Annotated in this window: 15 protein-coding genes; 10 read left to right on the top strand and 5 right to left on the bottom strand. The window is 60.9% G+C overall.

Annotated elements, in window-relative coordinates; all coding sequences use genetic code 11:
- The first annotated feature begins 1 nt into the window (after nt 1).
- Nucleotides 2–1,150 carry an N-methyl-L-tryptophan oxidase gene (gene solA / locus FP026_RS14290; protein WP_149635283.1) on the top strand — a complete coding sequence of 383 codons (1,149 nt, stop codon included), beginning with the start codon at nt 2–4 and terminating at the stop codon, nt 1,148–1,150.
- 21 nt (nt 1,151–1,171) lie between these two features.
- Here solA and FP026_RS14295 read toward each other — a convergent pair whose 3' ends face one another.
- Nucleotides 1,172–1,666 (bottom strand): cytochrome b, encoded by a 495-nt coding sequence (locus FP026_RS14295; RefSeq protein WP_149635284.1) that lies wholly within the window; start codon nt 1,664–1,666, stop codon nt 1,172–1,174.
- Nucleotides 1,667–1,835: 169 nt separating this feature from the next.
- A complete protein-coding gene (locus tag FP026_RS14300; protein ID WP_149635285.1) occupies nt 1,836–3,251 on the bottom strand; it encodes an aldehyde dehydrogenase family protein in 1,416 nt (471 codons plus the stop codon).
- 94 nt (nt 3,252–3,345) lie between these two features.
- Here FP026_RS14300 and FP026_RS14305 point away from each other — a divergent pair, with 94 nt between their 5' ends.
- On the top strand, nt 3,346–4,242 hold the full coding sequence (locus tag FP026_RS14305) for a LysR family transcriptional regulator (RefSeq protein WP_149635286.1): 897 nt from the start codon (nt 3,346–3,348) through the stop codon (nt 4,240–4,242).
- A gap of 113 nt (nt 4,243–4,355) precedes the next feature.
- On the opposite strand, the gene FP026_RS14310 is transcribed toward FP026_RS14305, so the two are convergent.
- Both FP026_RS14310 and FP026_RS14315 read right to left on the bottom strand, forming a co-directional pair.
- A complete protein-coding gene (locus FP026_RS14310; RefSeq protein ID WP_149635287.1) occupies nt 4,356–5,114 on the bottom strand; it encodes an alpha/beta fold hydrolase in 759 nt (252 codons plus the stop codon).
- Nucleotides 5,115–5,164: 50 nt separating this feature from the next.
- On the bottom strand, nt 5,165–6,937 hold the full coding sequence (locus FP026_RS14315; protein WP_149635288.1) for a cytochrome c biogenesis protein DipZ: 1,773 nt from the start codon (nt 6,935–6,937) through the stop codon (nt 5,165–5,167).
- A 360-nt stretch (nt 6,938–7,297) separates the two neighbouring features.
- On the opposite strand from FP026_RS14315, the gene FP026_RS14320 reads away from it, so the two are divergent.
- From FP026_RS14320 to FP026_RS14355, 8 genes are all read left to right on the top strand, one after another.
- Nucleotides 7,298–8,347 (top strand): alpha/beta fold hydrolase, encoded by a 1,050-nt coding sequence (locus FP026_RS14320; protein ID WP_149635289.1) that lies wholly within the window; start codon nt 7,298–7,300, stop codon nt 8,345–8,347.
- Between the two features lie 115 nt (nt 8,348–8,462).
- Nucleotides 8,463–9,203 carry a response regulator gene (locus FP026_RS14325; protein ID WP_149635290.1) on the top strand — a complete coding sequence of 247 codons (741 nt, stop codon included), beginning with the start codon at nt 8,463–8,465 and terminating at the stop codon, nt 9,201–9,203.
- A complete protein-coding gene (locus tag FP026_RS14330; protein WP_149635291.1) occupies nt 9,200–10,522 on the top strand; it encodes a sensor histidine kinase in 1,323 nt (440 codons plus the stop codon). Before FP026_RS14325 ends, FP026_RS14330 begins: the two co-directional genes overlap by 4 nt.
- Nucleotides 10,523–10,705: 183 nt before the next feature.
- The gene (locus FP026_RS14335; protein WP_149635292.1) at nt 10,706–11,122 is read left to right on the top strand and encodes an organic hydroperoxide resistance protein; all 417 of its coding nucleotides are present in this window, start codon (nt 10,706–10,708) and stop codon (nt 11,120–11,122) included.
- Nucleotides 11,123–11,436: 314 nt separating this feature from the next.
- Nucleotides 11,437–12,168 carry a septum site-determining protein MinC gene (gene minC / locus FP026_RS14340; RefSeq protein ID WP_149635293.1) on the top strand — a complete coding sequence of 244 codons (732 nt, stop codon included), beginning with the start codon at nt 11,437–11,439 and terminating at the stop codon, nt 12,166–12,168.
- Between the two features lie 29 nt (nt 12,169–12,197).
- Nucleotides 12,198–13,013 carry a septum site-determining protein MinD gene (gene minD / locus FP026_RS14345; RefSeq protein ID WP_149635294.1) on the top strand — a complete coding sequence of 272 codons (816 nt, stop codon included), beginning with the start codon at nt 12,198–12,200 and terminating at the stop codon, nt 13,011–13,013.
- A complete protein-coding gene (minE, locus tag FP026_RS14350; RefSeq protein WP_112344625.1) occupies nt 13,010–13,270 on the top strand; it encodes a cell division topological specificity factor MinE in 261 nt (86 codons plus the stop codon). The genes minD and minE overlap by 4 nt, the downstream gene beginning before the upstream one ends.
- Nucleotides 13,271–13,582: 312 nt before the next feature.
- The gene (locus tag FP026_RS14355; protein ID WP_149635295.1) at nt 13,583–14,362 is read left to right on the top strand and encodes a polysaccharide deacetylase family protein; all 780 of its coding nucleotides are present in this window, start codon (nt 13,583–13,585) and stop codon (nt 14,360–14,362) included.
- A 16-nt stretch (nt 14,363–14,378) separates the two neighbouring features.
- On the opposite strand, the gene FP026_RS14360 is transcribed toward FP026_RS14355, so the two are convergent.
- A complete protein-coding gene (locus FP026_RS14360) occupies nt 14,379–14,987 on the bottom strand; it encodes a TetR/AcrR family transcriptional regulator (protein WP_149635296.1) in 609 nt (202 codons plus the stop codon).
- Nucleotides 14,988–15,064: the final 77 nt, after the last annotated feature.

Below are 15,064 nucleotides of genomic sequence, written 5' to 3' on the forward strand. Positions count from 1 at the left end.
TATGTCTGCGCAATACGACATTGCCGTCGTCGGGCTCGGCGCAATGGGAAGTGCTGCATTGTCCTTTGCCGCCGCTCGCGGCGCAAAGGCAATCGGGATCGAGGCGCATTTCCCCGCCCATGCGCTCAGCTCCTCGCATGGCGACAGCCGTCTGATCCGGCTCGGCTACTTCGAAGATCCATCCTATGTTCCCCTGCTGAAGCGGGCCTATGAAAACTGGCGCTCGCTGGAGGCAAGGCTGCGGGCCGAAATTCTGACCGTGACGGGCGTGCTGCAAATCGGCGCGCCCGACAGCAAGATCGTCAGCGGCACGCGCGCCTCCTGCGACATGCATGGACTGCCGCATGAAATACTTGACCGGGATGCCATGAAGCGCCGGTTTCCGGCTTTTGCGCTGGAGGAAGGCGAGATTGGCCTGCTCGATCCGCAGGGCGGTTATATCAGGCCGGAGGCTACCATTATGGGCTATCTGAGGCTTGCAGCGGAGGATGGTGCGATCCTGCATTTCGGCGAACGCGTCGTTTCCATCGAGCCCGACGATACGGGCGTGACGGTCGTTTCCTCGACGGGACGATATCGCGCCCGCAAGGTGATCGTTGCAACCGGTGCATGGATCGCCGAACTCGTGCCACAGCTGAAGGTGCATGCGCAGCCGATCCGGCAGGTGGTTGCCTGGTATCAGCCGAAGGACGGCTTCGTTGCCGCACCGCAACGCATGCCCTGCTTCCTGCGCGACGAGGGCGCCGGCGGCTCTTATTTCGGCTTCCCCGCGATCGGCGTGGACGGCGTAAAAATTGGCCGCCATGCGCATTTCCGGGAACCGATCGACCCGACCGTGCCCAATCCGCCGGTCAATGACGCCGACACCGATCTGCTCGACAGTTTCGCCAGCAAGCGTCTGCCGGATGCCGCCTCGTTTCGCGTGCGGGCGACGACCTGCCGCTACACCATGCTGCCGAGCGAGGATTTTCTCATCGATCATGTACCGGGACAGCCTGATATCGTCGTGTCTTCGGCCTGTTCCGGCCATGGCTTCAAGTTTACGAGCGTGGTCGGCGAAATCCTTGCGGATTTGGCGCTGGAAGGCGGAAGCACATTGCCGACCGCCTTGTTCTCCTTCGAAAAGCATTTTGGCGCTCTGGGAGCATAGGCCGCCAATCTCGCGGGCAATTCAGCCGATCGTCATGCGTCGCAGCACGTCCGATCGAAAATAGAAGTGCTGGACGAGCGCGCCGAGGATGTGAAGGACGACGACGATCCAGAGAAGGGACTTGATCGGCCCGCCATGAACGAATGCCGCCGTATCGATCCCCAGATAGTAGGCTGCCATACCCGACAGCGGCATCGCAAAGATCAGCACATAGAGCAGGACATGCGTCAGCTGCGCAAGGTAGTGCAGGAAGGCAGGCTGACCATCCGGCGTGGCGGGGACGTTGGACGAAAATCTGACTGCAAGGCGTAGGATGGCGAGCAACAGGACGGCAATGCCGGCATAAGCGTGGATATTGGCGCTGGCAATGTCGGCTGATGAGGGCGTCTGGCCGTTACGGACCAGATGCCGCCACGCATTCATCCCGTCGGGAAACAGGAGGTTAAAAAAGATCAGCAAGGCCATGAGCCAGTGAAGGATGCGTTGCGGGATGGAATAGGCAGATCTGGCAGGCATTGGGTCTCCTTAGATTGGAACTGTTCCAAAGATAGAACGTGATTCTAACGAGAACCTGAACGCCGGGGGAGGCCTTGTTGGCCCGTCAGGTGCTGGTGGGCCAGGACCTTCCACTAGCAGTTCGAGGAAAGCCCGGACGACCTATTAAGGTCCCCTGGGCTCTGTCCCATCAACCCAGCACCGCACGCGGTTCGAGGAATGACTCCAGACCGTAAGTGCCGAATTCCCGGCCGATGCCCGACTGCTTGAATCCGCCGAAAGGAGCAAGCGGTTCGTGCGGTGCGCCGTTGATGACGACGCGGCCGGCTTCGATGCGCTCGGCAATCCGCTTTGCCCTGGCGATATCGGAGGAGAAGACGTAGGCCTGCAGGCCGTAGACCGTATCGTTGGCGATTTCGAGCGCATGTGCCTCATCGCGGTAGGGGACAACGCAAAGCACGGGTCCGAAAATCTCTTCGCGAGCGATCCTCATGTCATTATTGACGCCGGAGAAGATGGTCGGGCGAACGAACCAGCCGCGATCGAGCCCTTCGGGACGTCCTTCTCCGCCTATGATCAGCCGGGCACCCTCCTGCTGGCCGAGGCGGATATAGGATTGGACGCGATCCCACTGCTTCTCGCTGACCATCGGGCCGATTCTGACGGCGGGATCGCCTGCATCACCCACCTTGAACGTCGCAACCGCTTGGGTCAGACGATCATGGATTTCCGCCAGCCGGCTTTCCGGCGCGAGAATGCGGGTGCCGGCAATGCAGGCCTGGCCGCTATTGGTAAATCCGACAGCCAACACTTGCGGGATGACAAGATCGAGATCGGCATCGTCGAGAATGATGTTCGGGCTCTTGCCGCCAAGCTCGAGCGTCACGCGCTTCAAGGCCGCCGAGGCGGCTTGGAGGATTGCGCGCCCCGTCACCGTTGAGCCGGTGAAGCTGATCTTGGCGATATCGCGATGGGCGCTGAGGGCGGCGCCGACCACATGGCCGTAGCCATTGACGATATTAAAGATACCATTCGGCAGGCCAGCCGCGTGCAGGCATTCGGTGATGAGCTGCGTCTGGATCGCGCTCATCTCGGAGGGCTTGATCACCATGGTCGTGCCGGCGGCAATGGCGGTGGCAAGCTTGCTGCAGATAAAGCCATAATTGCTGTTCCACGGCGTGATCGCGGCTGCTACGCCGGCGGGGCGCATTTCGATTTCCGCATGGCCGATGTGACGACGAAACTCATAATTTTCGAGCGTCTTGGCCATGTGGAGAAACGCCGTGGCGGCATGCGTCACCGAGAAGCCGATGAAGGATGCCGGCGCGCCATATTCCTCGCGCATGGCGTCGGTGAGATCGGAGGCTCTTGCCGCGACCGCATCGTGCAGGCTTTGCAGCATGGCAACACGCTCGGCCTTCGAGCTTTGCGACATCGCCGGAAATGCTGATTTCGCGGCGCGAACGGCAGCGTCGACATCCTTCTCGTCGCCAAGGTGCACGGTGCCGATTTGCTCTTCCGTGGCCGGATTGAAAAGAGGGGCTTTCTCCGTGCCATGGGGCTGAACGAAGCTGCCGTTGATATAGATGGTGTCGATGGTGCGCATGAGCGTCTCCTTTGTCTTCACCAGAGAGGTAAGATGCGCTATTTGATCGGTCTAGCAGGACAATGTGGAACAGGCTGATAAGGAAAATCGCGCAATGAAGGCAAGCCTGACGGAGCTCGAGGCGATCGCCGCGGTTGCCCGCCATGGCGGCTTTCGTGCGGCCGCCCGCGAACTCGGCATGTCCTCGTCGGCGCTCAGCCACGCGGTCGCGACGTTGGAGGAGCGTCTGTCCGTGCGGATTTTCAACAGGACGACGCGCAGCGTGACATTGTCTGAGGACGGTGAGCGCTTGGTGGCGGAGATCGGGCCGGCGCTTGCTGCGATCGACAGGGCCATCGAGAATGCTGGCGTGTCGTCAGGATCGGTGTCCGGCACGCTTCGGCTCAACATGGCGCCTGGCGCGGCGCGCATGCTGCTGGTTCCCCTTATCCTCGAATATGGGCGGCGCCATCCGAACGTGGACATTGAAATCGTCACCGACAATGCCTTGATCGATGTCATCGGCAAGGGCTTCGATGCCGGCATTCGGCTTGCCGAGGCCGTGCCAACGGATATGATCGCAATACCCATCGTTCCGACGCTGCGCTCGCTCGTCGTCGGCTCACCCGCCTATTTCAGCGACAGGCCGCGTCCGCTTGTTCCCGGTGATCTTCTCAAGCATCGTTGCATCCGCGCTCGCATGGCCGGCGGCCGGCTTTACCGCTGGGAATTTGAGCGGCATGGTCAGGCCGTGTTGATCGACGCGCCGGGAAGCCTCACTCTCGACGCTTCTGACCTGATGCTGAGCGCTGCCCTCGCTGGGGCGGGGCTCGCCTACATCAGTGAAGCATCCATCGCCGACCATATAGCTGCGGGCAATCTGATCTCCGTGCTGGAGGATTGGAGCCCGCCTTATCCGGGGCTCAGTCTTTATTTCGCGCAGCGGCGCCAGATGCCGGCGCGGCTGCGGGCCTTGATCGATCTGATCCGCGAGCAGAATGCGTCCCGCTGATCGCCGGCGAAAGATTCGTTCTATTGCCTGTCGGCTCCGGGATCGAAGTCAGTCGATACGATCCCATAAAGGCAAGCAGCGGCCCCATTGATGAGGCCGCCGCCAGTCTGACCTTACTTGCCGGCGTCCTTGGCCGCCTTCTCGATTACGGCGGCAACCTTTTCCGGCTGCGAGGCGAAGACGGCATGGCTTGCCTTGATTTCGGTCACGTCGCTGCCGGCGCGCTTTGCCATGTCGCGCTCAAGCTCGGGATTGATGGAGCGGTCGTTGGTTGCAACGATGGCCCAGCTCTTCTTCGCCCGCCAGGCCGGATCGCTGACCTTGGCGGCAAAGGCGGCCTTCGAGGCAAAGACCTGCGATTTCGCCATGAAATCGGCCTCGTCCTTCGGCAGGTCGGCAGCAAAGTCCGCCGCGAAGGCCGCCGGATCGAGATAAAGATATTGGCCGTCCTTGGTTTCGCGGATGTTCATGCCGCCGGCAGGCTTGGAGCTTGCGAGGCTGATCAGGCTTTCGCCCTTGTCCGGCTGGAACGCGGCGACATAGACGAGGCCTGCGACATCCGGCCGGTTGCCCGCTTCGGTGATGACCATGCCGCCATAGCTATGACCGACGAGCAGGCTCGGCCCGTTCTGAAGGTCGAGCACGCGGTTAGTGGCAGTGACATCGTCGGCGAGCGAGGTGATCGGTTCTTGCACGACCGTAACCTTGAAACCGTCCTTTTCAAGGATCTCGGCGGTCTTGCGCCATCCCGAGCCGTCGGCAAGGGCGCCGTGGACGATGACGATGTTCTTGATCTCGGCTGCCTGCGCCGCAAAGGCAAAAGTGCTTGCGGCAAGGCCAAGGGCAGCGATGGAGAGAAAACGAGTATTCATTGGTGTTACTCCTGTTAGTTGAGGTTCATGCTTGGGGGTAAGAGGAAATTTCAGCCGAAGGTGAACGCGTAGGCCTGGACCCCAGGGTCGAAGAAACGGATCTCGAAGTTGTGTGCGTTGACATCACCGGATTGACGAACGAGCTGGTAGAGCTTGGTTTCGGTCACGGTGCCATTGCCGCCGGCGTCGATATCGGAGCCGTGGTCGGCGCCGGGCGCCCTTCCGTCTACGGTCACCTGGAAGCGGATGGGCTTTCCGTCTGCCGACGGCCCGAGGACGAGATGCAGGTCGCGGGCGCTGAAGCGATAGCTGATGCCGCCGCCTGCCTTGTCGAGCGTTGCCTCTTCCGGACCCACCGTCCATGTGCCTGCCAGTCCCCACTGATTTAGGTCGGGATTGGCAATCGAATAGTCGGCTGCGGCGTCCGCTTTTACGCTTTCCGGAGAAGCAAAGCCTGTTGCCTGCTTGTAGCCGACATAGGTCTCGCCCGAGCGGATATGGCTGAGGTCGGGGCTTGCTTCCGCACCTTTTGCATCCGGAACGACCGGGCCGCTTTGGGCCATGTTGCTGCCCGCCTCGCGCAGAAGGTCCTGGATCGCCTGTTCGGTCTGGCGATAGTTGCCTTCGCCGAAATGCTGGTAGCGGACCTGCCCCTTCGCATCGATCATGTAAAGGGCGGGCCAGTAGTTGTTCTCGAAGGCGCGCCAGATGCGGTAGTCGTTGTCGATCGCGACCGGATAGCCGATCTTGAAGTCGGCGATCGCCTTCTTGACGTTGTCGACATTCTTCTCGAAGGCGAATTCGGGAGAATGGACGCCAATGACGACGAGGCCTTGATCCCTATACTTTTCCGCCCAGGCACGAACATAGGGAATGGTGCGGATGCAGTTGATGCAGGAATAGGTCCAGAAATCGACGATCACGACCTTGCCGCGAAGCTCGGCCGTGGTCAGCAGCTCAGAGTTCAGCCAGGTCACGGCGCCGTCGAGCGAGGGGGCGGTGCCTTCGATGGGAAGATCACTGTGGAACGGACGTGCCGCGTCTGTCGCAACCTTCATGGTGCCGTTGCTCGCAACCTCGGTCTCCGGCGCTGAGGTCTTAGGGTGCAGCTTTTCCAGCACGACCTGTTCGAAGGAGCCGGTGCTTGCATAGGAGAGGCGAGCCAGCAGGCCGGTATCGAGGCCGAGCGCGATGGCGGCAACGCCGGCGAGAACAGCGAAACCTGCGATCTGCCGGATGCGTTCGCTGAGGCCGAGTGATTGCTTCATGCGGGCAAAGATCTTGCCACCGGCAAAGAGTGCAACGGCAAGCGAGGTGGCAGCACCGGCGCCATAGGCAAGTAGCAGAAAGGTCGTCTGCAGATTGGCGCCTTTCAATGCAGCACCTGTCAGGACCAGCCCAAGGATCGGGCCGGCGCAAGGTGCCCAGAGCAGGCCGGTCGCAATGCCGAGCACAAAAGAGCTTCTGGCGTTCGACGTTGCGCGATGCGCGCCGGCGGCGTTCAGGAGATTGTTGCCGAGATCGACGGCCGGCCGCGACAGGGCGCTCGCGATGCGCGGCGAGATCAGGCTCAGGCCGAAGAGGCCGAGCAGCACGATTGCCGCAAGGCGTCCATATTCATTAGCGCGGATCGCCCATGCGCCGCCGATCGCGGCAAGAGTTGCGACAAGGGCAAAGGTGAGCGCCATGCCGGCAAGCATGGGCAGCGTGCTCCTGACGAAGGGCTGGCCGGCGCGGGCAAAGACGAAGGGCAGGATGGGCAGGATGCACGGACTGAAGATTGTCAGCGCACCGCCGAGATAGGCAATGATGAGAAGCGTCATCGTCTTGTTCCTTTAGAAACGATTGACCGGCTGCTAACGGCGACGGGCCGTGCTCAGCAGTGACGCCATCTGCCGTTGGCGACGTATCTCGAATGTGTCCGACTAGATGGGAGAATGTACCGAAACGTCGATGTCTTCGGCTTCGATACACTGCGATACAAACTGAAGGATGCCGATGTGATCTTTACCGGCGCTTCAGGGGCGTCCGGACATTGCTCGATCAAAGGAAGTGGATTGTATCAGACTGTATCTCCGCCTTCGGAAGCTACATAGTCATTCAAAACCATGCGACCGGCGACACATCGGCGATACATGCGGCTGGTTTTCTCAGCCTCACGATCCAATCGACAGGAGAGACAGATGTCTGAGGAAATCAATCACAATCGCCGCCGCTTCTTTGGTATTGCCGCCGTCGCCGTTGCAGCCGCCGAATTCGGCCTGCCCGCGATCGCTGGTGCTGAGGAAAAGGCTTCCGCTTCGACCCTGCCGGCGATCAAGGCCGGAAGCCATACTTCCTTTGACGCGCTGAAGCAGATCAATGCCGGCGTGCTCAATGTCGGTTACGCCGAAGCCGGCCCGGCCAATGGTCCGGTCGTCCTGCTGCTGCATGGCTGGCCCTATGACATTTACAGCTTCGTCGATGTCGCGCCGCTTTTGGCCGGGGCCGGCTACCGGGTCATCATTCCCTATCTTCGCGGCTATGGAACCACCCGCTTCCTGTCGAAGAAGACCCCGCGCAACGGCCAGCAGGCAGCTCTTGCCGCCGACATGATCGCGCTTCTCGATGCGCTGAAAATCGAAAAGGTTGTCGTTGCCGGTTACGACTGGGGCGGCCGCACCGCCGACATCATGGCCGCACTTTGGCCCGAGCGCTGCAAGGCGTTGGTGTCGGTCAGCGGCTATCTGATCGGCAGCCAGGAGGTCAACCGCAAGCCCTTGCCGCCGAAGGCCGAGCTTGCCTGGTGGTACCAGTTCTATTTCGCCACCGAGCGCGGCCGCCTCGGCTACCAGGAAAACCGGCACGATTTCGCAAAGCTGATCTGGCACACCGCCTCGCCGCAATGGGCTTTCGATGATGCCACCTATGATCGCTCGGCGGCCGCTTTTGACAATCCCGATCATGTCGATATCGTCATCCACAATTACCGCTGGCGGCTTGGTCTCGTCGAAGGCGAGGCGAAGTTCGATGCCTATGAAAAGAAGCTCGCCGCCGGCCCGGTGATTTCGATCCCGACCATTACCATGGAAGGTGACGCCAACGGTGCGCCGCATCCGGAACCTTCGGCCTATCGTGGCAAGTTCTCGGGCAAGTACGAGCATCGTACCATCACCGGCGGCATCGGGCACAATCTGCCTCAGGAAGCCCCGCAGGCTTTCGCCCAGGCTGTGATAGATGTTGATCGTTTCTAGTTCGGCGATAGTGTGCGAAAGGGGCGCTGGCGCAAGCTGGCGCCCTCGGTCGCTGGCTCCATCAGGGAATGAATATTCGTAGCTTGATGCTTACGATGATGAGTGGGAAATCGAAATGGATCATGTCGACCATATCCTGATCGTGGATGACGATCGGGAAATCCGCGAACTGGTGTCGAGCTATCTGAAGAAGAATGGCTTGCGGGCGACGACGGCCGCCGACGGCCGGCAGATGCGCAGTTTCCTCGAGGCCAATTCGGTCGATCTGATCGTGCTCGACGTGATGATGCCTGGTGACGACGGTCTGGTGCTGTGTCGCGAGCTTCGCGCCGGAAAGCACAAGGCGACGCCCATCTTGATGCTGACGGCGCGTGACGACGAGATGGACCGCATTCTCGGCCTGGAAATGGGCGCGGACGATTATCTGGCAAAGCCTTTCGCCGCCCGCGAGCTGCTTGCACGCATCAAGGCGGTTTTGCGCCGCACCCGCATGCTGCCGCCCAACCTGCAGATCAGCGAAGTCGGCCAGATGCTGGTGTTCGGGGATTGGCGGTTGGATACGGTCGGCCGCCATTTGCTCGACAAGGACGGCACCGAGATCACGCTCAGCGGCGCCGAATATCGGCTGCTGCGCGTCTTCATCGATCACCCGCAGCGGGTGCTCAATCGCGACCAGCTCTTGAACCTGACTCAGGGCCGCGACGCTGATCTCTTCGATCGCTCCATCGACCTGCTCGTCAGCCGTCTTCGTCAGCGGCTCGGCGATGATGCGCGTGAGCCGATCTACATCAAGACGGTTCGCAGCGAAGGTTATGTCTTCTCGGTTCCGGTCGAAATTACGGAGCTTCGCTCATGACCGTGGCGGACCTGTCAGGTCACCGGCCATGGTGGCCCCGCACCCTGCGTTCGCGCATTTTTCTGATCCTGCTCGCCGGCCTGGCGATCGCCTACGGCCTGTCCTTCAGCGTGCTCTACATCGAGCGTTACATGTCGGCAAAGGCCGTCATGCTCGGCACGCTGGAGAACGACGTCGCGACGTCGATCGCGGTGCTCGATCGCCTGCCGGCGGATGAGAGGGCGAATTTCGTCGATTGGCTCAGCCGCGGCAATTATAATTTCGAGCTGGGCAACGGTCTGCCCGGTGTACCTGATACTTCCGCGCACGGCGCGGAGATCGCCGCCAAGATAGAGGAGGCGGTCGGCCATCGCTTTCCCATCCGCATGGAATCGATCCCGGGGCCAGTCATGCGCCTGCAGGCGCATCTCAATTTGAGCGATGGCAGTCCGCTGACGATCGATGTCACGCCGAAGGGCGTCATGCCGATCGCGGCATGGCTGCCATATGTCTTCATCGTCCAGATGCTGCTTATCGTCTTTTGTACCTGGTTTGCCGTTCGCCAGGCGATTCGTCCGCTTGCCGAGTTTGCCGCTGCGGCCGATGCGCTGGATCCCAACAAGAAGAGCCAGGCACTGAGCGACCGTGGACCGAGCGAAGTGGCCCATGCCGCCAAGGCCTTCAACGCCATGCGCGACCGGATCGCGCATTATCTCGAGGAGCGTGTGCAGATTCTCGCCGCCATCTCGCACGACCTGCAGACGCCGATCACACGCATGCGCCTGCGCGCCGATATTGCCGATGATTCGCCCGAGAAGACCAAGCTGCTGCAGGATCTCGGCGAGATCGAGCGTCTGGTGCAGGATGGGATCGCCTATGCGCGCAGCGCTCACGGCAATGGCGAGAAGAGCGCGCGAATCGATCTTGCCTCCTTCATCGAAAGCATCTGCTACGACTATCAGGACACCGGCAAGTCCGTCGAGATTCTCGGCCTGATCCACGGAACGGCGGCGACGAAGCCACATGCCCTGCGTCGCATTCTCACAAATTTCATCGACAATGCCCTGAAGTTTGCCGGTGCGGCGGAAATCGCCGTGGAGCGGCGGGATACGGGCCAGGTTGCGATCACCGTTCTGGATCGCGGTCCCGGCATTCCGCAGGACCAGATAGAGGCGGCGATGCAGCCCTTCTTCCGGCTGGAGCAGTCGCGCAACCGCAACACCGGCGGCACCGGGCTTGGTCTGGCGATTGCCCAGCAGCTCGCCCAGACGCTCGGCGGCTCCGTCAGGCTCTATAACCGTGAGGGCGGCGGTCTGGCGGCCGAAGTCGTCATTTCCTGATCGGCCCAAAAGATTTTTGGGCGATTTGTAAGCAAGTGTATCCAGGCTGCATGGGCCTACGTTCTGTAACACTTCCGGCGATTCCGGAAACATGCCGGATACCTCGATCCATCAAAAACAACTCCGTCAACAGACGGTGCCCCACACCACAACAGGGCGGGCAACGCAACAAAGGAGTGTTCCATGACCAAGATCGACAAGGTTCTCTACACCGGCAAGACCCACACCATCGGCGGCCGTGACGGTTTCGCGCGCAGCGATGACAACCAGCTGGATATCAAGCTTTCGCCTCCCGGCAGCGCTCATGCCGGCACCAATCCCGAACAGCTCTTCGCCGCCGGCTGGTCGGCCTGCTTCATCGGCGCAATGGGCCTTGCTGCGGGCAAGCGCAAGATCAAGCTGCCGGCCGATCTCGCCGTCGATGCCGAAGTGGATCTCGGCACCACGGAAGGCGCCTATTTCCTGCAGGCACGCCTCACCATCAGCATGCCCGGCATCGAGCCTGAGCTGGCACGCACGCTGGTGGAAGAAGCTCACCAGACCTGCCCCTATTCGAAGGCTACCCGCGGCAACATCAATGTCGAGCTGAAGCTCGCCTGAGAATCGCTCAAGCGTCGATATTGCGCGCCGCTCCGGAAGGTGCAGCGCGCCGAATCGTTAATTTTCATCACATCGGATATCAAGCAAAGCAGCCTCTGCTTTGCGCGTGGAGGATCACATGAGACCGATCATTCTTCTCCTTGCAGGAGCTGCGATTTTCGCTGCTCCATGCATCTATGCCCCCAGTTCCAGCGAGCCTTCGGCGCTTGCGAGCATCGCCGTTTTGTGGGGCGGTTCGGGCTCGAACGGAAGCCCGCGTTAACCACTTGTTAACCATATCAACGGTACACAGGATCAACGATTTATTCACATAGATGACCAAAGTGCTAACAGACGCTCGTTCGATCCGTATCAAGGGCCGCTCCTTTCTTGCGGTCATGCTTTCGCCGGATCTTCCGCTTGACCAGTGGTTGATCAGGCTTGACGACCTCGCAGCCCGTTCGGCCGGCTTCTTTCTGGGGCGGCCGGTCGTGCTTGATATCACCGACCTGCCGATCGACAAGGCGCAGCTCAAGGAGCTGATCGCAGAGCTTTCGGCCCGCAATGTCAGCATCATGGGCATCGAGGGCGGCCGTCCGTCGATCGCCGGGCCTGGCATGCCGCCGATCCTGAAGGGTGGGCGTCCGGCTGCTGATTTCGAAGTCAACGAGGCCGATCCGGTCGTAGAGCGCCGCAATAGCGAGCCCAAGGCGCCGCCTCCGGAAGTTCGCGCGGTTACGCAATCCCTGATCATCCGCGAGCCGGTGCGATCCGGCCAGTCGGTGATCTTTCCGGAAGGTGACGTAACCGTCATCGGTTCGGTGGCGTCCGGCGCGGAAGTCATCGCGGGCGGATCGATCCATATCTATGGCGCCCTTCGCGGTCGCGCCATGGCGGGCTCGATCGGTAATGCCTCGGCGCGAATCTTTTGCCGCAAGCTCGAGGCCGAGCTGCTGGCGATCGATGGCATCTACAAGATGGCGGAAGACATATCACCCGGCCTCAGGGGGCAGGCCGTTCAGCTCTGGCTGGATGGCGAAACGATCATGGCCGAAAAACTAATCTGAGCCGAAGCCGGCCAAAACAGGAGAGCGAGATGGGCAAGGTAATCGTCGTCACATCAGGCAAGGGCGGAGTTGGAAAGACAACTTCGACGGCCGCACTGGGAGCGGCTCTGGCACAGAGAGGCGAAAAGGTCGTTGTGGTCGATTTCGACGTCGGCCTGCGCAACCTCGATCTCGTTATGGGTGCTGAACGCCGCGTCGTCTACGACCTTGTCAACGTCATCCATGGCGATGCCAAGCTGCCGCAGGCGCTGATCCGCGACAAGCGGCTGGAAACGCTCTTCCTGCTGCCGGCTTCGCAGACCCGCGACAAGGACAATCTGACGCCCGAGGGTGTCGAGCGTGTCATCAACGAGCTCAGGAACTATTTCGACTGGGTCATCTGCGACAGCCCGGCGGGCATCGAGCGCGGGGCAACCCTTGCCATGCGCCACGCCGATGTCGCCGTCGTCGTCACCAATCCGGAAGTCTCCTCGGTGCGCGATTCCGACCGTATCATCGGTCTGCTGGACTCCAAGACGCTGAAGGCGGAGCGCGGCGAGCGCATGGAAAAGCACCTGCTGCTGACCCGCTTCGATGCCGGTCGCGCCGAACGCGGCGACATGCTGAAGGTTGACGACGTGCTGGAGATCCTCTCCATCCCGCTGCTCGGCATCATCCCGGAAAGCACCGACGTCCTGCGCGCCTCCAATCTCGGCTCGCCGGTTACGCTTGCCGATGCGCGCTGCGCGCCGTCGCTTGCCTATTTCGATGCCGCACGCCGTCTTGCCGGCGAGCAGGTGCCGATCACCATCCCCGGCGAGAAGCGGGGTATCTTCGGCAAGATCTTCGCAAGGAGGGCCGCATGAGCATTTTCGGACTGTTCCGCAAGCAGAGATCTGCACCCATGGCGCGCGAGCGTCTGCAGATCCTTCTTGCCCATGAGCGCGCCTCTGTGGGCTCGGATCTAGTATCCGTGCTGAGGGAGGAAATCCTCGCCGTCATCGCCAAGCATGTCCAGGTCGATCGCGACAAGGTGCAGGTGAAGATGGATCGCGACAAGGACGTCTCCATGCTGGAGATCGATGTCGAGATCCCGCGCGATGCGGCCTTGAAGGCCGCCTGAGGCAAGCCTCAACACCGCGCATGTGTGCGAATGATGCCACATGGTCTTTCCATGTGGCAGAGCTGCGAAGTTTTTCGAAGCTTGCCCTTGCAAAGGGTACGATTCGCGATTATCTGCAGCCCATCACCTGTATCGATGGCCTGCCGCTGACATTTCCGTGTCGAGCCGGTGTTCGCTGTCCGGGTTAAAAAGCAAGGGCGCTCCCCAGAAATGGGTAGAGCGCCCTTTGCTTTTGTCGTGTTCGCGGCACGGCACTTTTCTTGGCCGATGCGATATGCCAGTTTGCGCCGATCATGCGGGGAGGCGATTGGCTTGGGCGGATTGGACAATCAACGGAATGCCGTGTTCTCATGGCTGCTTGCCGGCATCTTCCTCGCAGCATGCGCCATCGGTGCCCAGGCGGCCGACAAGACGATTTATCTCACATTCGACGACGGCCCCTTACCGGGAACGAAGAACATCCTCGCCGTGCTGAGCGAGGAGAAGGTTCCGGCGGCCTTGTTCATGGTCGGCCTGCATGTCGAAACCATTCCGTCCGGGCGCGATCTGCTTGCCGAAGCCAAGGCCATGCCGCTCGTGACCATCGGCAACCACAGCTATAGCCACGCCAACAATCGCTACAGGAAATATTACTCCGATACCCAGGCAGTGGTTGCGGACATGCGCCATGCCAACCAGGTACTCGGCCTGACGCCGGTCGTGCATGCGCGGCTGCCGGGCAGGGACGTCTTTCGGCTTCCCACGGTCGCGAGAGAGGATCTGTCCATCAACGTCGCGCAATGGGAGCGCGAGTGGCTGGATTATGAGCTGGTCGCCGAAGCGGGCTTCTATCTCTATGGCTGGGATTTCGAGTGGGTGCACAGCGACGATGGCAAGCCGGTCCAATCGGTGGACCATCTCGTCAGCGAAATCGATCATCTCTTCCAATACGGCCGCTACACGCAACGGGGAAAGATGATCCTGCTGATGCACGACGAAATGTTCCAGGATCAGTTCAACGGCCAGGATAATCTGAGAACGTTGATCCGTTCGCTTCGTGAACGTGGCTATGCCTTCGGCGATATCAGAACCTACGCGCCGTCGAATCCCTGAACCCACCTGAATTTGCTTAGGCCTGTCTCGCCGCGGCTCCTGTCGCAACCGTCAGGATGAAATCGTCCAGCTCCCGTTCCAGGCTTTCGACCGGCAGGCCGACGAAACGGCCTTCGAGGCTGATGCTGACGACACCATGCACGGCGCCGAACAGGGTTCTCGCGCGGATGGCACGCGCCGTCTCCGGCATGGTCGGCTGCAGTTCCGCGAGTGGCTCGGCGATGACACCCATCAGGAACATATGCTCTTCCAGATGCCATTCAGGGCTGGGGCGATCATCCGGCGGCCGGTGGTCGAAGAGCGCCTTCCATAGATTGCGGTGGGCGACCGCGAACCGCAGATAGCCGCGCGCCAGATTCCGTAGCTGGTCCGTCGGCGTGTGATCTTTGACTTCGGCCAGCGTCAGGGACGCCTCGAGTGCCTTCAGCGTCGCGGAATTGACGTGAATGACGAGATCGTCGAGATCGGCAAAGACCGTATAAAGGCCGCCAAGGGCGCAGCCGACATCCTGAGTGACATCGCGCGCCCGGAGGTTGGAAAGGCCGTCGGCCGCGATGCGATTGCGCGCGGCCTCGATCAATCGCTGCTTCAGATCCTCGCGCTTTTCCAGGGTTTTTCTCGCCATTATCAATTCCAATCCGATTTTTGAACGTTGTTCAAAATTTTTCTTGAACGTCGTTCATGATTCTGGCATACATCAGT

Origin of the sequence: Martinezella tropici (assembly GCF_008370325.1) — a bacterium.
GTDB lineage: Bacteria > Pseudomonadota > Alphaproteobacteria > Rhizobiales > Rhizobiaceae > Rhizobium > Rhizobium tropici_B.